The sequence below is a fragment of the Mucilaginibacter gossypii genome (assembly GCF_900100945.1).
GTDB lineage: Bacteria > Bacteroidota > Bacteroidia > Sphingobacteriales > Sphingobacteriaceae > Mucilaginibacter > Mucilaginibacter gossypii.
Genome location: NZ_FNCG01000003.1, coordinates 520,816 through 536,995, shown reverse-complemented (window position 1 = coordinate 536,995; position 16,180 = coordinate 520,816). Strand labels below are relative to the sequence as shown.

At 42.4% G+C, this 16,180-nt stretch carries 14 protein-coding genes and 1 riboswitch; of the genes, 5 read left to right on the top strand and 9 right to left on the bottom strand.

What is annotated here, in order from left to right; all coding sequences use genetic code 11:
- Positions 1-103: 103 nt before the first annotated feature.
- The gene (locus BLS28_RS08420) at positions 104-1,888 is read left to right on the top strand and encodes a glycoside hydrolase family 15 protein (protein ID WP_091164610.1); all 1,785 of its coding nucleotides are present in this window, start codon (positions 104-106) and stop codon (positions 1,886-1,888) included.
- Positions 1,889-1,988: 100 nt separating this feature from the next.
- On the opposite strand, the gene BLS28_RS08415 is transcribed toward BLS28_RS08420, so the two are convergent.
- From BLS28_RS08415 to BLS28_RS08375, 9 genes are all read right to left on the bottom strand, one after another.
- A complete protein-coding gene (locus BLS28_RS08415) occupies positions 1,989-2,204 on the bottom strand; it encodes an MBL fold metallo-hydrolase (protein WP_091164606.1) in 216 nt (71 codons plus the stop codon).
- 183 nt (positions 2,205-2,387) lie between these two features.
- Positions 2,388-3,236: an N-acyl homoserine lactonase family protein gene (locus tag BLS28_RS08410; RefSeq protein WP_091164603.1), complete on the bottom strand. Its 849-nt coding sequence runs from the start codon at positions 3,234-3,236 to the stop codon at positions 2,388-2,390.
- A gap of 87 nt (positions 3,237-3,323) precedes the next feature.
- Positions 3,324-5,531: a bifunctional alpha,alpha-trehalose-phosphate synthase (UDP-forming)/trehalose-phosphatase gene (locus BLS28_RS08405; protein WP_091164601.1), complete on the bottom strand. Its 2,208-nt coding sequence runs from the start codon at positions 5,529-5,531 to the stop codon at positions 3,324-3,326.
- Positions 5,532-5,681: 150 nt separating this feature from the next.
- Entirely contained in the window at positions 5,682-6,158 is a 477-nt protein-coding gene (locus BLS28_RS08400; RefSeq protein WP_091164597.1) for a hypothetical protein, read from the bottom strand.
- Between the two features lie 225 nt (positions 6,159-6,383).
- Positions 6,384-7,196 carry an SDR family oxidoreductase gene (locus BLS28_RS08395; protein WP_091164595.1) on the bottom strand — a complete coding sequence of 271 codons (813 nt, stop codon included), beginning with the start codon at positions 7,194-7,196 and terminating at the stop codon, positions 6,384-6,386.
- Positions 7,197-7,345: 149 nt separating this feature from the next.
- Positions 7,346-8,089, bottom strand: a complete 744-nt coding sequence (locus BLS28_RS08390; RefSeq protein ID WP_091164984.1) for a menaquinone biosynthetic enzyme MqnA/MqnD family protein — start codon at positions 8,087-8,089, stop codon at positions 7,346-7,348.
- 13 nt (positions 8,090-8,102) lie between these two features.
- Complete coding sequence (locus BLS28_RS08385) at positions 8,103-8,729, bottom strand: histidine phosphatase family protein (RefSeq protein WP_091164592.1); 627 nt, start codon at positions 8,727-8,729, stop codon at positions 8,103-8,105.
- 112 nt (positions 8,730-8,841) lie between these two features.
- Positions 8,842-10,035, bottom strand: a complete 1,194-nt coding sequence (gene mqnE / locus BLS28_RS08380; RefSeq protein WP_091164589.1) for an aminofutalosine synthase MqnE — start codon at positions 10,033-10,035, stop codon at positions 8,842-8,844.
- A 93-nt stretch (positions 10,036-10,128) separates the two neighbouring features.
- Complete coding sequence (locus BLS28_RS08375) at positions 10,129-10,647, bottom strand: hypothetical protein (protein ID WP_091164585.1); 519 nt, start codon at positions 10,645-10,647, stop codon at positions 10,129-10,131.
- A 96-nt stretch (positions 10,648-10,743) separates the two neighbouring features.
- On the opposite strand from BLS28_RS08375, the gene BLS28_RS08370 reads away from it, so the two are divergent.
- From BLS28_RS08370 to BLS28_RS08355, 4 genes are all read left to right on the top strand, one after another.
- On the top strand, positions 10,744-11,859 hold the full coding sequence (locus BLS28_RS08370) for a trans-sulfuration enzyme family protein (protein WP_091164582.1): 1,116 nt from the start codon (positions 10,744-10,746) through the stop codon (positions 11,857-11,859).
- 226 nt (positions 11,860-12,085) lie between these two features.
- Positions 12,086-12,196: riboswitch (SAM riboswitch) on the top strand.
- A 246-nt stretch (positions 12,197-12,442) separates the two neighbouring features.
- Positions 12,443-13,762 (top strand): O-acetylhomoserine aminocarboxypropyltransferase/cysteine synthase family protein, encoded by a 1,320-nt coding sequence (locus BLS28_RS08365; RefSeq protein ID WP_091164579.1) that lies wholly within the window; start codon positions 12,443-12,445, stop codon positions 13,760-13,762.
- Between the two features lie 90 nt (positions 13,763-13,852).
- Positions 13,853-14,908 carry a homoserine O-acetyltransferase family protein gene (locus tag BLS28_RS08360; protein WP_091164575.1) on the top strand — a complete coding sequence of 352 codons (1,056 nt, stop codon included), beginning with the start codon at positions 13,853-13,855 and terminating at the stop codon, positions 14,906-14,908.
- On the top strand, positions 14,908-16,143 hold the full coding sequence (locus BLS28_RS08355; protein WP_091164571.1) for a homoserine dehydrogenase: 1,236 nt from the start codon (positions 14,908-14,910) through the stop codon (positions 16,141-16,143). The genes BLS28_RS08360 and BLS28_RS08355 overlap by 1 nt, the downstream gene beginning before the upstream one ends.
- The last annotated feature ends 37 nt before the right edge of the window (positions 16,144-16,180 follow it).

Below are 16,180 nucleotides of genomic sequence, written 5' to 3'. Positions count from 1 at the left end.
ATACATTCATAAACAAATGCAAACAAACTTTAAATAATCGCATTATTTACGCCAACATTACAAAGGCTGTGTTGTTGAAGTTTGAAATTAATAACAGCTATCTATGAGTAAACACACCTATGATACCGGTATAATTGGCAATTGCGCCTTTTTAGCCCATATTAATAAAAACACCAATGTCGACTGGCTGTGCTGGCCCCGGTTCGACAGTACCTTTATTTTTGGCGGCCTGCTTGATAAAGATAAGGGCGGCGAATTCTCGATCCGTCCGGAAGGGGAATACACTACCAATCAACATTACCTGGAAAATACCAATATTTTAATTACTGAAATATGCCCTGCAAGCGGCGGTAAATATCGCATAACCGATTTTGCACCAAGGTTTTACCAGCATCAGCGTTATTATAAACCATTAATGCTGATCAGGAAAATTGAGGTTATTGAGGGCTCACCGCGCATCATTGTAAAGTGCGCCCCAGTATCTGTATATGGTGCTGTTAAGTTGAGTGTAAACCGTGGTAGCAATCATATCCAATATCTGGGCGGCGAAGAAAACATCCGCCTTACCACCAATATCCCCATAAGTTATGTTTTTGATGGACAGGCTTTTGTACTCAATGAAGCCAAGTACCTGGCCATGACCTACGGCGAACCGCTTGAAGCGCCGCTCGTCAGCACAGCTGATCGGTTTTTGGCCGAAACCGTGCAATACTGGCGTACATGGATCAAACACTCGTCAATTGCTACTTATTTTCAGCCCTTTGTAATCCGCTCTGCTTTGGCCCTTAAAATACACCAGTATGAGGATACCGGTGCCATTATCGCCGCAAGCACCACAAGCCTGCCCGAATCGCCGGGAAGCGGCCGTAACTGGGATTATCGTTATTGCTGGCTGCGCGATACTTATTACGTAATAACCGCGCTAAACCACATTGGCCATTTTGAGGAGATGGAGAAGTATTTTGGCTATGTTACTGATATCACCTTTTCGGAAATGGAACGTTATCAGCCGCTTTATGGCATTACCGGTAAAAAAGACCTTGTAGAGCATATTTTAACTGATTTAGCAGGCTATATGGGCAACCAGCCGGTACGCATTGGTAACCAGGCATCTGAGCACATTCAGAATGACATCTACGGCCAGGTATTGATCTCCCTGCTCCCATTATACACCGATCACCGCTTTGTTTTTTCGGAACGAAAAGACTCCGTACACTGGGTGGAGTTTTTGTTAAGCAAAATAGAACATACTATCGACGAAAAAGATGCAGGGATCTGGGAGTTCAGGAATATGGCCAACATCCATTGTTACAGTAACCTGTTTCAATGGGCAGGTGCATCTGCTGCCGAAAAAATGGCGCGTACCATCCAAAACCAGGAATTGATAGATAAGGCCATTTCTCTTAAAGAACGTGCAGCCGCGCATATCGAGAGCTGCTATGATCCTGCGCGCAAGGTTTACACCAACTCGGCCGGGAGCAGTAACCTTGACGCCAGCACTTTGCAATTGATTATGATGAACTATCTTGACCCAAATTCGCAGAAAGCGAAGGATCATTTAGTTGCATTAGAAAAAGAGCTAAAGACTCCTAATGGATTATTTTACAGGTATTTATATACCGACGATTTTGGTAAGCCTAAAACTACTTTCCTGATCTGTGCATTTTGGTATGTAGAAGCGCTGGCTGCTGTTGGCCGTTTGGATGATGCCCAGCGCGAGTTTGGCAACCTGCTGCAATACTCCAATCACCTGTTGCTCTTTAGCGAGGATGTCGACGAGCGCGACGGAAGCCAGTGGGGTAATTTCCCCCAGGCATATAGCCATGTGGGTTTGATGAATGCAGCGTACCGGATTGCCATGAAATTGGACAGGCCGATATTTTTGTAGGATTAATCTTCTCTTGCATAAATTGGCAGCAGGTAAGACTTACGAAGTTTTTAGAAACTTCGTAAGTCTGGATTAACCAATTCGCTGTTCACCTAAATAATTACCTGATCTCCACCACCCCATCTACAACTTTTGGGAAAATCTCAAGCTGCTTGCCATCATGCCCGGGAATGATAAATTTAACATCGCTGGCAAGCGTTTTCATCCGTTTCATTGCCTTGACATAGCCCACCGGATCAAGCGTACCACCTTGCGAAGGTGGCACTAAATGCTCAAGGCTATAATAGATCCAGATATTATCAGATGCTAATACCACCCTGTTTTTCCCTTCTTATGCCGTTGTTGGTGTTGTCACCAACAACTTCTTCATCCACTCGCTTTTATAACCACTATTTACAATACAGCAAAAAAATTTGAGCATAAAATTGTTGGTGACAACACCAACAACGGCGAAAACTTCGTAAGTCTGGATTAAGTAATTCGCTATTCACCTAAATAATTACCTGATCTCCACTACCCCATCCGCAACTTTTGGAAAGAACTCTAACTGCCTGCCATCATGCCCCGGGATTATAAATTTAACATCACTGGCGAGCGTTTTCATTCGTTTCATTGCCTTTACATAGCCCTGGGGATCAAGCGTACCACCTTGCGAAGGTGGCACTAAATGCTCAAGGCTATAATAGATCCAGATATTATCAGATGCTAATACTACCCTGTTTTTCCCGGTTTGCACCAGTACATATTGCGAATTGCAGGTATGCTTTGAACCTGTATAAACTTTTATACCTTTAATGATCTCTTTATTGTCGCCGTCTATCAGTTTGAGCCTGCCTGCCAAATTTAAATTAACGGTATTGATAACATCGCGCTTAGCATAACCACCTGCCTCTCCTGCTTTTTGCCATGCTGCGCCTGCAAAAAACTCATAATCCAGCTTTTGCATCCAAACCTTAGCTTTCGGGAAAAGGCTTAAACCATCTATATGATCCCAGTGAGGGTGGCTTAAAATAATATCGGTTATATCCTGGGGCTTTACACCAAGCTTTAAAAGCGCCGAGTCAGGGCGTTGATAGGTTTTAAGTTTAAATTCTTTGGCATCTTCAATATCGCGCAAAAAGCCGGCATCAACCAAAATGTTTTTGCCGTTGCTACCTTTGATAAGCCATACCATAAAATCAATTTTAACGGGCTCATTTTTGGGGCCGTTCAATGCCCAATCGCTCACTTTAAATGGATATCCCGATTCGGCGAACTTTACCGCATAAATTTTGTAAACCGGGGTTTGCGCATAAATAATATGGCAACTAAGCATTAATGCAAAAACAAGCAGGCTGATTTTTTTCATAAAAGGTCACATTATCGCGAACCGAATATAAAAAATGCCCGCAGCTAAACCGCAGACATAATAAATTTTAAATTAAACTATTCAACCCTACTTGTCTGCCGGTTCCTCAACCGGCGTATACTTAGCAAAACTGGTCAGCAATTTCCTAACCTCCGATGGGTTTCGCAGGTAAAACTTAGCTGCCGAAAGATTACTGCCAACTTTAATGGTAATAGCACTTTCGGGCAGTGCTTTAAAGATATCTTCGTCGGTATAATCATCGCCGAAAGCTATAATGAAATCATAATCACGGCCTTCGGTAAGTGTTAAAGCGGCTTTACCCTTATTTATATCCATATTCTTCACTTCCAGCACCTTGTCCCCTGCCAGTAACTGTAACCCTTTATCGCTTGCAAGATATTTAAGATTATTCATCAACTCATTAGCCCTTAGTTCGCCAAGCCCTGCCTGGGCTTTACGGTAATGCCAAACTAATGAGTATGTTTTCTCTTCAATGAACGAGCCTGGTGTACGGTCAACATAGGTTTCCAATATCGGATAAATATCATGCTTCCATTGATCGGTTAGCCCGCTTATTTTATGCCATAAAGTGCCGGGTTGCTTAAACCATGAACCATGTTCGGCAATAAGATAGATGTCGTTTTCCTTAAACCATCCATCAAGGTTTTCATGTTTTCGCCCGCTTATCAAAACCAATTGATTTGCAGGATCTTCTGCGAGTTTATTGATAATATTGTATAACTCCTTATCGGGAGAGGCCTGATCGATATTTGATTTAAAATTCACCAGCGTGCCGTCATAATCCAAAAAGATAATCCGCTTTTTAGTTTTCACATAACGGTTAATAATGCTTTGTTCGGTAGTGTTACTTACGTGTCTGGCCTGCATGGAGCGCTGCATGAGTTTTACTTCTTTCAGCCTGTCCATAAAAATTTTAACCCAATGCGATGTATTGAACTTTGCTACAAGCTGCCTCATCGGGATCATGCGCCGGCGCTGTTCTTCAAGCGGCATATTGATAGCCTGTAAAATGGCCCGGCAAACTTCCCCGGTATTATTGGGGTTAACAATTATAGCGTCTATAAGTTCTTTAGATGATCCTGCCATTTCACTCATAATCAACACACCATCATTATTTATCCGACTGGCGACATACTCTTTACTTACCAGGTTCATGCCGTCGCGCATGGGTGTAACCAAACAAACATCGGCCGAATAATAAAGTGCCGACAAGGTTTCAATGGGGAATGAGCGATAGTAATAGTGCACCGGGCTCCAGTCCATAGTGCGATACAACGCATTGATCTTCCCTACTTTTTTATCTATTTCATCCCGAAGATGAGCGTATTGCGGTACCGTATCCCGGGATGGAACTACAATCATGTAAAGCGTAATGTGCTCAATACACTCCGGGCATTGTTCAAGCAGCAGCTGAAAAGCTTCCAGCCTTTGCAGAATCCCCTTGCTGTAATCAAGCCTGTCTATAGAAAGGATGAGCTTTTTGTTCTGGAAATTCTCTCTAATAAGCTCAATCTGCTGTTTTACATCCTCCTGCAGCGGTAACGACGAATACCTTTTTTCATCGATACCCATTGGGAACGACTCGATAACAACCGAGCGCTCGCCATTGCTGATGATATTGGCACTGGATGTTACCGGCAGCAGACGTGTAGCCGCACCTAAAAAGTGGCGCACATCATCAAATGTATGTAAACCGATCAGATCGGCGCCAAGCATTCCATCCAGCAGTTCCGAACGCCACGGGATCAACCTGAACATTTCATTTGAAGGGAAAGGAATGTGCAGGAAAAAGCCGATGGAAACATCCGGCAGTTCCTGCCTAACCAAAGCGGGTAACAATAGCAACTGGTAATCGTGGATCCAGATCACGTCGCCGGGCCCGGCAATGCTCAGGATCATATCCCTGAACTTTTTGTTTACCGCTTTATAGTAATCCCAGTTTGATTGTTTGTATGCTGCATACGTTGATGCATAGTAATGAAAAACGGGCCATAAAACCTCGTTGCTGAAACCTTCGTAGTATTGGTTGATCTCTTCCTGATCTAAAAAAACAGGGATAAGGCTTAACTCTTTTAGTTCTTTTGTAACCTGGTCTTTATCTTCCTGCTCCGCAATTTCTATTCCGGGCCAGCCTATCCATACGTTATCGCCCTGTTTATATATTGAACCTAAACCGGTAGCTAATCCTCCCTCGCTTGGTGATGAATGGTATGCACCATCAGTTTTGGAAATTTTAACAGGCAAACGGTTTGATACAATTATTGTTTTCGACATATGAAGTAAATATTAATTAATATTTAAAAGACGAAAACACCCTTTTTGTTTTATGAAAAGACGCTTTATGACATAAAAGTGTGATTTATAATCATAAAAAAAGCCGTCCCGATATTCGGGACGGCTTTCCATTGTTATAATTTTTCGGAGTTATTTTACTTGTTGGAAAAACTCGATGTTAGCTTGTTGAGTAATCCTTACCAAAACTTCGTGTTTGTCGTTTTTCAAGTCAACAAAATATGAAGTTGGCTCGATGGCGTCATTGATTGAAGTGTTAGCCTGGTAAACGATAACTTCGCCTACTTCGTAACCTTTGTAATCGCTGTTGATTTGTTGAAGGGCTTTTGCAGGGATAGCTTTGTTGTCAACACGTTGAGTTGTACCTAAAAATTCACCTTGCAGGTTGTAGAAAGCAGTTTTTTGAACGCCATCAACAGTGAAAGTAGCTTTTTGAACGTTTTTGGTTACAGTCCAGTTAACGTTGGTAGCTTCAGCGAAGTCAGCAGTAAAGCCGTGTAATGCTACGTAAGAAACGTTGGTACCACCATCTGATTTTTTGCCACCATCAGCGAAAGCGTTAACGGTAAATAAGGCTGCAGTTGCTATTGTTAAAAATATCTTTTTCATGTTCGTTTAAATTTTAAATCCTGCAACAAAAATACGCTACACTTGTCAATATTTAAAATTTTCTTGAACTTTTATGAATATTTAATAATTATAGCCTTTTATAGTCATAAAATTTAAATTTTATCAATAACCTTAGTGTATATTTTACAATATCTAAAAGAAAAAACGCCAATTAATGGCGTTTTTTCTTTGCTAAACCGATTTATGTTGTCATGAAAATGTCATTTAGCCATTATCTGCAAAGCCCGGGTACAAAGTCATGCCCCCATCTGCAAAAATTGTGACCCCGGTAATGTAATCCGAATCATCTGAAGCCAGCCAAACTGCCAGTTTTCCGATGTCAGCCGGCTGGCCTATCCGGTTGTAAGGGATGAGCGTCAATAATTTATCCAGCGCTTCCGAGGTTTCCCAGGCTTCCTTATTAATAGGTGTTTGTATAGCACCCGGCCCTATCCCATTCACCCTGATCTTATGCGGAGCGAGTTCCTGTGCTATGCTTTTCATAAACATCATAATACCTCCTTTGCTGGCCGCATAGTTTACATGGCCCGCCCAGGGAATTACTTCGTGCACGCTGCTCATACAGATAATTTTGCCCGCAGCTTTGCTTCCGCCTTCAACAACACCGCGTTTTATAAACTCTTTAGCAGCCTCCCTGGCACAAAGAAACTGACCGGTTAAGTTAATGCTGATCACTTTATTCCAATCGTCGAGCGTCATATCAACAAATCTGGCATCTTTTTGCAAACCGGCATTGTTTACCAAAATGTCAATAGTGCCATATTGCTTAAATATTTCGGCAAACATGGTTTTTACTTCGTCCTCATGGCTTACATCGGCCTGAAATGCAAATGCCTCGCCGCCTGAGGCCTTGATTTGGCTTATAACATCATCAGCGGCTGCTTTATTATGGGCATAATTAATCAGTAATTTGGCTCCGGCAGCGGCCATAGCTAATGCGACACCTTTGCCAATGCCGCTATCGGCGCCGGTTACGAGGGCAGCTTGTCCTTTTAATAGTTGGGGAGTATTGCTCATAGATAAACGTTTTTGTGTTTAAGATAAGCAATGGAATTGAGAAGGGAATTGTTTTTGCCAGAACCGGGATTTATGTGATTATTGGATTACATAACCAAACAATTCTGATCCTGTAATCCTAAAAATCCACCCAAATCCAGGTTCAGAGATTACAACGCCTTTATATAATCATGAAACAGGTACAGGGCCTTCTTTTTATCCGCTGTTAAATCATAATCTATTTTAACCATCAGGTAGTCGACCAGGTCAAAGTCATCACGCATGGGTAGTTGTTTAAACAGATCTTCGCGATGATCAAGACCGTATTTTAGTGACTCATTAAACTCGTCCATAAAATCCTGAGGGATAGGTTTATTAGCTATCCAGGCTGCAAAGGTGAATGGCAGGCCGGTCATTTTTTGCCATTCTTCGGACAGGTCGTAAACATATTTGTATTGCTGCTTTTTACCGAAGGTACGGTCGCCTATTTGTACAAAGGCAGTTTTCTCATCTACAGATTGAGCATAATCCGGCGCATTACTTAACTGTTTGGGGTTTACCAACCAGTGGTTTTTCAGCAGCACGCGGGCAAGATTATTTGAGGAGCGCGACTGCGGATCGAGTTGAATAGTAGTTACGTCCTTAATATCACTATTGCTGAAAATAAAAACGGAGTTTACCGCGCCTACGGCACCAATGCAGTAATCAGAAACAATTTCCCATTGCGGCAAACTCAGTGCTGCAGCAACCGGGATCAGACCGATATCAACCACGTCGTCGATAAGCTTTTGGGCACAATCTGACGGGATATCAAGGCTCAGGTCGATTTTATTAATAATGTCGGTATGTTGAATGCCGTATAAAAAGGGTTTGGTATTAGTGTAGCTTACTGCTGATATTCTAATCTTGTTCACAAATTCGCTATTTCTATTCTTCGGAATGTTTGAGATGTTCGGCATTGTTAAAGTCGATAATTTCGAACCTTTCGCCATTGTAGGTTACCTTATATAATACCAGGTTTTGGTGCGGAAAGTTATCCATTTCGGATAAGGGTTTACCGGTAAGGATACAAAGCAAAAGGCGCAAAGCACGGCCATGCATACATATAAGCACCGTTTTTTCTTCGGGGTGGCTCATAATCACCTCCATGGCCTCACGCTGACGCACCTCAACCTCAAGCGGACTTTCGCCCCCTTCAAATTTACTGTCGAGCTTGCCATCCAGCCAATCACGCATAATCTGCAGGAAAGCGGCCTTATTATCGATAGTTGGCGACTGGCCTTCGTGAATGCCCCAGGCCAGCTCATCCAGTCCCGAAAGCTTTTCATAAGGTATCCCGAGGTCGATAAAAGGCTGAATGCTTTGTTGGGTACGTTTTAACGCCGATATGTAAATTTTATTAAACGGAACGGTTTTATAAGCCTCAAAAAACTGACAGGCCTGTTTACGACCTTCGTCATTTAAATCGGTATCCACACCGCGGCCCTGTATAATACCAAGTTTGTTATACTCAGTTTGGCCGTGGCGTACTATATATAAAGTTTTTTGTACCATTTTCTTGAGCCCAAAGCTGAAAGCCGAAGGCTTAAAGCTTTTTTGCTTTTATCTATGCTAAATTTATTGCTTTGCTTTAAGCTTTCGGCTTTTGGCTTTCAGCTTAAAAAGCTTAATTAATTACCGGTAATTTGTAATACTGCGGTTTCGGTTCGTCGCCGAACACAAAGTTGGTATAATCCGTTACTACGTTATATAATGTGTCACGTTCAATAGGCTGGCGGCCCACATGTTTAATTAATTCTACTACTTGTTTGGTGCTCATGCCGGGATGCTGCTCTTCGGCGCCGGCCATTGAGTAGATTTTGGTGGTATCATCTAATGTTCCATCAATATCATCTACGCCAAAATTAAGCGAAAGTTGCGCGGTAGTACGGCTGATCATAGCCCAGTAAGCTTTAATATGATCAAAGTTATCCAGGTAGATGCGGGCTACGGCGTAGTTTCGCAAGTCTTCAATCACTGAAACCTCGGGCACGTGCGACATCTGGTTATCCTTATTACGGAACTTAAGCGGAATGAATGTCTGGAAACCGCCTGTTTTGTCCTGCAACTGGCGTAAACGCTCCATGTGGTCGACACGGTGTTTATATGCTTCAATATGCCCGTAAAGCATGGTAGCGTTTGAACGGCCGCCAAGCTTGTGCCATTCTTCATGAATAGCCAACCACTGATCGGCAGTACATTTATCTTTCGAGATCTGGTCCCTTATTTCGGGATCAAAAATTTCAGCGCCACCGCCGGGGATTGAATCCAGGCCTGCTTCCTGCATCAGGCGCATGCCTGTGGCGTAATCAATTTTGGCTTTTTTAAAGATGTAGTGATATTCAACCGGGGTTAATGCCTTAATATGCAATTCCGGGCGATGCGCGCGGATGCGGGCGAAAAGTTCCTGGTAAAAAGGCACATCATATTGCGGCAGCACACCACCTACAATGTGAACCTCGGTAACCGGTTCGCCATCATATTTGGTAACCATGTTGAACATTTCATCCATGGTGTACTCCCACCCTTCCGCCTTTTGTTTCAGCAGTCGCGAGTATGAACAAAATTTGCAGTCGTAAACGCAAAGGTTGGTGGGCTCAATATGAAAATTACGGTTGAAATAAGTTTTATCGCCGTGGCGTTCCTCGCGGATGTAATTAGCCAAAGTGCCAAGATAGCCAAGTTCGCCCTGCTCATAAAGCAAAACGCCTTCATCAAAAGTGATGCGTTGTTTGTCAAGAACTTTTTGAGCAATATGCTTTAAATCAGCAGATAAATTCGGATCGTTAAGTAAAAACTGTAAATTATCTGAATTATGCATCAATTAAAAATTTGGTCAAAGGTACTAAAAAGCACAAAAGTAATATGCGTTATGACACATATCGGCCAAATTTCACGGTAAATTACATTAAAGTTACAGAGCCTTGATCTCGCTTATGGAGATGCCTATCGCGCAATCATCCTGGCAACCATTAGGTACATAACTGGCTCCTGATATCATGCCATTATTATTGGTTTCAAAATAAATGGTATTCTTTTTCTTATCTGCAGATAGCCATTCGTTCTTTGCTTTCTGGTAAACTTGGTCGAGGGTTATTGATGCAGCACCTGAACTGTGCTGTTTTAACGAAGTTTTATCCTCATGCCATTGTTCCCTGATAGTTTTAACAGGGGGTATATTTGCAGTTTTATATTCCAAAACATACGATAAAAAATCCCTCGCTGTAACAACCCCATTTTGAACAGTAATCTCCGTTTCAGAACCATAACCGAAAACTGAACCGGCGTTAACAGTATAAGTGTATGAATTTTTGCTTTCGGCCTTAAAGTTTTGCCATGCTTTATAGCTTTTGTCATAAGCGGTATCATTAGCATCTTTTTTACAGGCAGATAGCCCAATAATAACAAACAGGAAGATAAGGCACTTTTTCATGCGGTTTGGCTTTTAAACCTATTCGGCAAAAAATATAAAAACGCTACAGCTAATAACAAATATTCTTGTTTATTTTGGGCGATAACACATTATGCCATGAAAATTGAAACTATAGCCATACACGCCGGTAACCATGTTGATGAAGCAACAAGGGCCGTTATACAACCCATTATTATGTCAACCACGTTTGAGCGCGGTGAGGATGGCGGTTTTCCGGCAGGTTATATTTACAGTCGCTCATCGAACCCCAATCGTCACGCATTGGAGCATGTGCTGGCCAAGTTAGAGGGAGGTGTTGAAGCAGCTTCCTTTTCATCAGGTAATGCGGCCGGGATGTCGGTATTTCAATCATTGGAGCCTGGCACGCACATTATCGCTCCTGATGATATGTATCATGGCTTACGTAATCAGCTTAAAACCCTTTTTGCCGGCATCCTTACCTTCGATTTTATTGATGTAAACGATACCGGGGTTTTACAACAGCACATCAAGCCCGAAACAGGTTTGATCTGGATAGAAACACCATCGAACCCCCTGCTTAAAATAACCGATATTAAAAGGGTGGTTGCTATTGCCAAAGCAAAAGGCATTAAAGTTTTGTGCGATAATACATTTGCCACCCCTATGTGCCAGCGACCAATTGAGCTGGGCGCGGATATGGTTATGCACTCAGCCACTAAATATTTTGGCGGACACAGCGACCTGATGGGCGGCGTTTTGATTACTGCAGAGAACAACGATTGGTGGATAAAAATTCGCCAGGTGCAGGAAATGGGCGGCGCTATCCCCTCGCCTATGGATTGTTATTACCTGGTACGCAGCATCAAAACCCTGCCATATCGCGTAAAGGGCCATGTACAAAACGCTCAATTACTTGCCGAATATCTTGAACAGCACCCTCATGTTGAACAGGTAATGTATCCCGGTTTACCATCGCATCCACAGCATGATATAGCTAAAGATCAGATGCTGGCTTTTGGCGGTATGTTATCCTTTACTATTAAAGGCGATGAGAATGACACGCATAACATTATTAATAAGCTTAAATTGTTCATCAAAGCTACCAGCCTTGGTGGTGTTGAAAGCCTAATAGAACACCGCGCTACTGTTGAAGGGCCGGATACCAAAACACCACGAAACCTGCTAAGGGTTTCCGTTGGATTGGAGCATATCGATGATTTAATAGCTGATATGGAGCAGGCCCTTGCTTAGGCCTTTTAAGGTAAATAAGGTAAAAGGATAAAGGTTAAAGGCGAAAGGTAGCTGCATTTGTCTAAGCTTAAAATTGTTCTCGAATGAACCTTTTGCCTTTGGCCTTTTACGTTTAACCTTAAAAAGAAATAAAATTTGGTATATTACCTCACAATCCCTTATATTCGCAACATTATTTGGTAGTGATACCAACGTCGATCAATCCTCCGCACATAGTTCGGGTGTTGATTTATAAAGAAGCGGCGAGAGATCAGGCTCAATGACCCGCTGGCAACCCTTCAATGTTGAAGAAGGTGCCAATTCCTGTCCCGGCAAATAACACCGGGGAATATAAATTTATAACCATGAAAAGTTTAATTAAATTTACGCAACGCAACACTTTTTACACCGCAAACGGTAACATACAACGTATTAGCTCCCCTATTGGCTGTATTTGTATGTGTTGCTGCTGTTGATGCTTAGCAAGCTCCTGTTTTTCATTCTCTGAAAAAAGCGTGTTTTTAAACCGGTTGTTTTTAAACCGGCTTTCCAAATTCATCTAAACATTCAAAATCTAAATTAAACACATTAAAAAATTACAACTATGTCTGCCTTAAAATTCGAAACCTTACAATTGCATGCCGGCCAGGAAGTTGATCCAACAACAGGTTCACGCGCTGTGCCCATTTATCAAACTACTTCATACGTATTCAACAGCGCCGAACATGGCGCAAATTTATTTGCATTAAAGGAGTTTGGTAATATCTATACCCGCATTATGAACCCTACTACCGATGTGTTTGAAAAACGCATCGCGGCGTTAGAGGGCGGTGTAGCTGCGCTGGCAACAGCCTCTGGCCAGGCATCCCAATTCCTTGCCCTTAATAATATTTTACAGGTTGGCGATAACTTTGTTACTTCACCTTTCCTATATGGCGGTACTTACAATCAGTTTAAAGTAGCTTTCAAACGCCTGGGTATCGAAGTACGCTTTGCCAAAGATGATACTGCGGCCAGTATCGAGGCGCTTATTGATGATAAAACAAAGGCCATTTTCCTGGAAACCATTGGTAACCCGGGCTTTACCATTGCCGATTTTGAAAAGGTGAGCGAAGTTGCCAAAAGACATGACCTGCCATTAATTGTTGATAATACTTTCGGTGCCGGTGGTTACCTCTTCCGCCCTATTGAACATGGCGCTGATGTGGTTGTTGAGTCAACAACCAAATGGATTGGCGGACATGGTACCAGTATTGGCGGCGTCATTATTGATGCAGGCAATTACAATTGGGGTAACGGTAAGTTTCCGCAATTCACTGAACCATCTGAGGGGTACCACGGGTTGATATTTAACGATGTATTTGGCATTGGAGGCCCGTTTGGCAATATCCAGTTTATTATCCGCGCCCGTGTTGAGGGATTAAGGGATTTCGGCCCGTCGCAAGCTCCGTTCAATTCATGGTTGAATATCCAGGGACTTGAAACACTTTCTCTGCGTGTGCAACGTCACGTTGATAATGCCCTGCAACTGGCCAAATGGCTGGAGCAGCACCCACAGGTGGCAAGTGTAAATTACCCGGGACTGGAATCATCGCCATATCATGAGCTGGCTAAAAAATATTTAAAGAATGGTTTCGGTGGCGTATTGTCATTCGAGATTAAGGGGAGTAAAGAGCAGGCTAGCAGATTGATCAACAACCTGAAACTGGTTAGTCATTTAGCCAATGTGGGCGATGCAAAAACGCTCATCATACAACCATCAGCAACAACACATCAGCAATTATCTGATGAAGAGCAATTATCGGCCGGTGTTACGCCAGCTTCATTGCGAGTGGCTGTTGGTATTGAGCATATTGACGATATCAAAGCTGATTTTGAGCAGGCTTTTGCAAAAATCAAGCAAGGTGAGGGTGAGTTAGTTTAATAATGTATAGTTTTTTTAAGTGATATAGTAAACGTTATTGCAGGTTGCAGCCGGAAATACCGGTTGCACCTGAAATAACAAAACAACAGAATGAACGCAGAGATATTTAAATACACTAATACTTTTGAATTTGAATCGGGCCGTACAATTGAAGGTTTAGAAATAGGTTTTCACACTTATGGCCGGTTAAATAAGGAGAAAAATAATGTTGTTTGGGTTTGCCATGCGCTTACTGCCAACAGCGATGTATTTGACTGGTGGAAAGGGCTTATTGGCGAGGGTTATTTTTTTAACCCGGAAGAGCATTTTATAGTTTGCGCCAATATTTTGGGTTCTCCTTACGGCACTACAAGTCCGTTGAGCATTAACCCGGTTACCGGCCAGCCATATTATCTTTCATATCCCCAGTTTACTACAAGGGATATGGTTAAAGCGCACCAGTTGCTTGCCCAGCATTTAAACATCAATAATATCAGTGTATTAATTGGAGGTTCGTTAGGTGGCCAACAGGCTATGGAATGGGCTATTATTGAGCCAGAGCGGATCAAAAATCTGATCCTGATAGCTACCAACGCCAAGCACTCGCCATGGGGCATCGCCTTTAACGAGTCGCAGCGTTTAGCTATCACAACCGACCGCACCTTTTACAGCAATACGCCCGAAGGCGGTCAGAAAGGCTTAAAAGCTGCGCGCAGTATCGCGCTTTTAAGTTATCGTACTTATAAAACTTACGGCATTACCCAACAGGAAGAAGCCGACGATGTGCAGGACAATTTCCGTTCTTCATCGTACCAAAATTACCAGGGGCAAAAGCTGGTGAACCGCTTTAACGCCTATAGTTATTGGTACCTGACCAAAGTGATGGACTCACACAATGTGGGCCGGGGCCGTCACGGTGTAGATAAAGCGTTAAGTCTCATCAAGGCAAAAACATTAGTTATTGGCATCTCGTCGGATGTTTTGTTCCCTGTTGAAGAACAGCAATACCTGTTCAGGCATATCCCAAAAGCTGCCTTTTCCGAGCTGGATTCGTTTTATGGGCACGATGGGTTTTTAATTGAAACAGAAGCATTAACAAAAATATTCACATCATTTTTTAAAACCGATGTGAAAGGAAAAATTATAGAACTGCAACGTACAGCGTAATGAGTAAAAAGTTAAATATCGGCCTCTTCGGATTTGGAGTTGTTGGCCAGGGGTTATATGATATCATCAAAACAAAGCATTTAAATATCGAGATAGTAAAATTTGCTATTAAAGACCCTAATAAAAAACGTTCTTTACCGGCACATTTATTTACTACCGACAAAGAAGAACTGCTTAATAACCCGGAGATCAATACCATTGTTGAACTGATCAATGATACCGAAGCTGCTTTTGAAATTGTTTCAAGGGCTTTAAAATCTGGAAAAAACGTAGTATCTGCCAGTAAAAAAATGATCGCCCTGCATCTGGACGAACTAATCGAAATCCAGCATCAATACGGCACATCATTATTATATGAAGGCGCTGTTTGCGGTAGTATCCCTATTATCCGCAATTTGGAAGAGTATTATGATAATGAACTACTGCATTCCATCAGCGGTATTTTCAATGGTTCATCAAACTATATCCTTTCAAAAGGCTTTATTGAAGGGCTCGATTATGATAGCGCATTGAAACAAGCCCAGGACCTGGGTTTTGCCGAAACCGACCCAACCAGTGATGTTGGTGGTTTTGACGCCAAATACAAGCTGGTTATTGCCGCAGCGCATGCTTATGGTGTAGTTGTACAGCCCGATGAGGTATTTAACCTGGGTATTCAGAACCTTGCAGCTGCCGATTTGCAATATGCCCGCGAAAAGAACCTCAAAATTAAACTGGTGCCGGTAGCCAAAGAACTTGACGACCGCAACGTTGCCCTGTTTGTATTACCTAAGTTTGTAAACGACAAAGAGTTTTTATACAACGTTGAGTATGAATATAACGGCGTAACCGTACAAGCCGCCTTTGCCGATCAGCAATTCTTTTTCGGAAAAGGCGCGGGCGGTCACCCTACCGGTTCGGCTGTACTGTCGGATATTGCCGCGTTGCGCTATAACTACCAGTATGAATACAAAAAAGCTAAAGAAAAAACAGACCTTAATTTTACCAATAACATTGAATTAACCATTTACCTGCGTTATGATGACGAGGAACTGGTTGAAGCGCTGAATTTTGAGCACATCAATGAGCGCTACTATTCAGGTAGTTATAAATTTGTGATAGGAAAAATCAATTTGCAAAATCTGATCGCTAATCAACATCGTATATTTGAGAGTAAGGCTTTCGTAGCCTTTGCCGATCAGCTTACGGGGGTCAGCTTAGCATCGGTAACTAAACAAACAGCTGAAGTTTTTTAATAGATTCTCGGTTGTTAATAAAAAAAGGCTTCTCAAA

Bases quoted from the DNA above. Each gene is read 5' to 3' on its own strand.
- BLS28_RS08420 (WP_091164610.1), top strand. From the start codon at position 104: ATGAGTAAACACACCTATGATACCGGTATAATTGGCAATTGCGCCTTT.
- BLS28_RS08410 (WP_091164603.1), bottom strand. From the start codon at position 3,236: ATGAAAAAAATCAGCCTGCTTGTTTTTGCATTAATGCTTAGTTGCCAT.
- BLS28_RS08405 (WP_091164601.1), bottom strand. From the start codon at position 5,531: ATGTCGAAAACAATAATTGTATCAAACCGTTTGCCTGTTAAAATTTCC.
- BLS28_RS08400 (WP_091164597.1), bottom strand. From the start codon at position 6,158: ATGAAAAAGATATTTTTAACAATAGCAACTGCAGCCTTATTTACCGTT.
- BLS28_RS08395 (WP_091164595.1), bottom strand. From the start codon at position 7,196: ATGAGCAATACTCCCCAACTATTAAAAGGACAAGCTGCCCTCGTAACC.
- BLS28_RS08385 (WP_091164592.1), bottom strand. From the start codon at position 8,729: ATGGTACAAAAAACTTTATATATAGTACGCCACGGCCAAACTGAGTAT.
- mqnE (WP_091164589.1), bottom strand. From the start codon at position 10,035: ATGCATAATTCAGATAATTTACAGTTTTTACTTAACGATCCGAATTTA.
- BLS28_RS08375 (WP_091164585.1), bottom strand. From the start codon at position 10,647: ATGAAAAAGTGCCTTATCTTCCTGTTTGTTATTATTGGGCTATCTGCC.
- BLS28_RS08370 (WP_091164582.1), top strand. From the start codon at position 10,744: ATGAAAATTGAAACTATAGCCATACACGCCGGTAACCATGTTGATGAA.
- BLS28_RS08365 (WP_091164579.1), top strand. From the start codon at position 12,443: ATGTCTGCCTTAAAATTCGAAACCTTACAATTGCATGCCGGCCAGGAA.
- BLS28_RS08360 (WP_091164575.1), top strand. From the start codon at position 13,853: ATGAACGCAGAGATATTTAAATACACTAATACTTTTGAATTTGAATCG.
- BLS28_RS08355 (WP_091164571.1), top strand. From the start codon at position 14,908: ATGAGTAAAAAGTTAAATATCGGCCTCTTCGGATTTGGAGTTGTTGGC.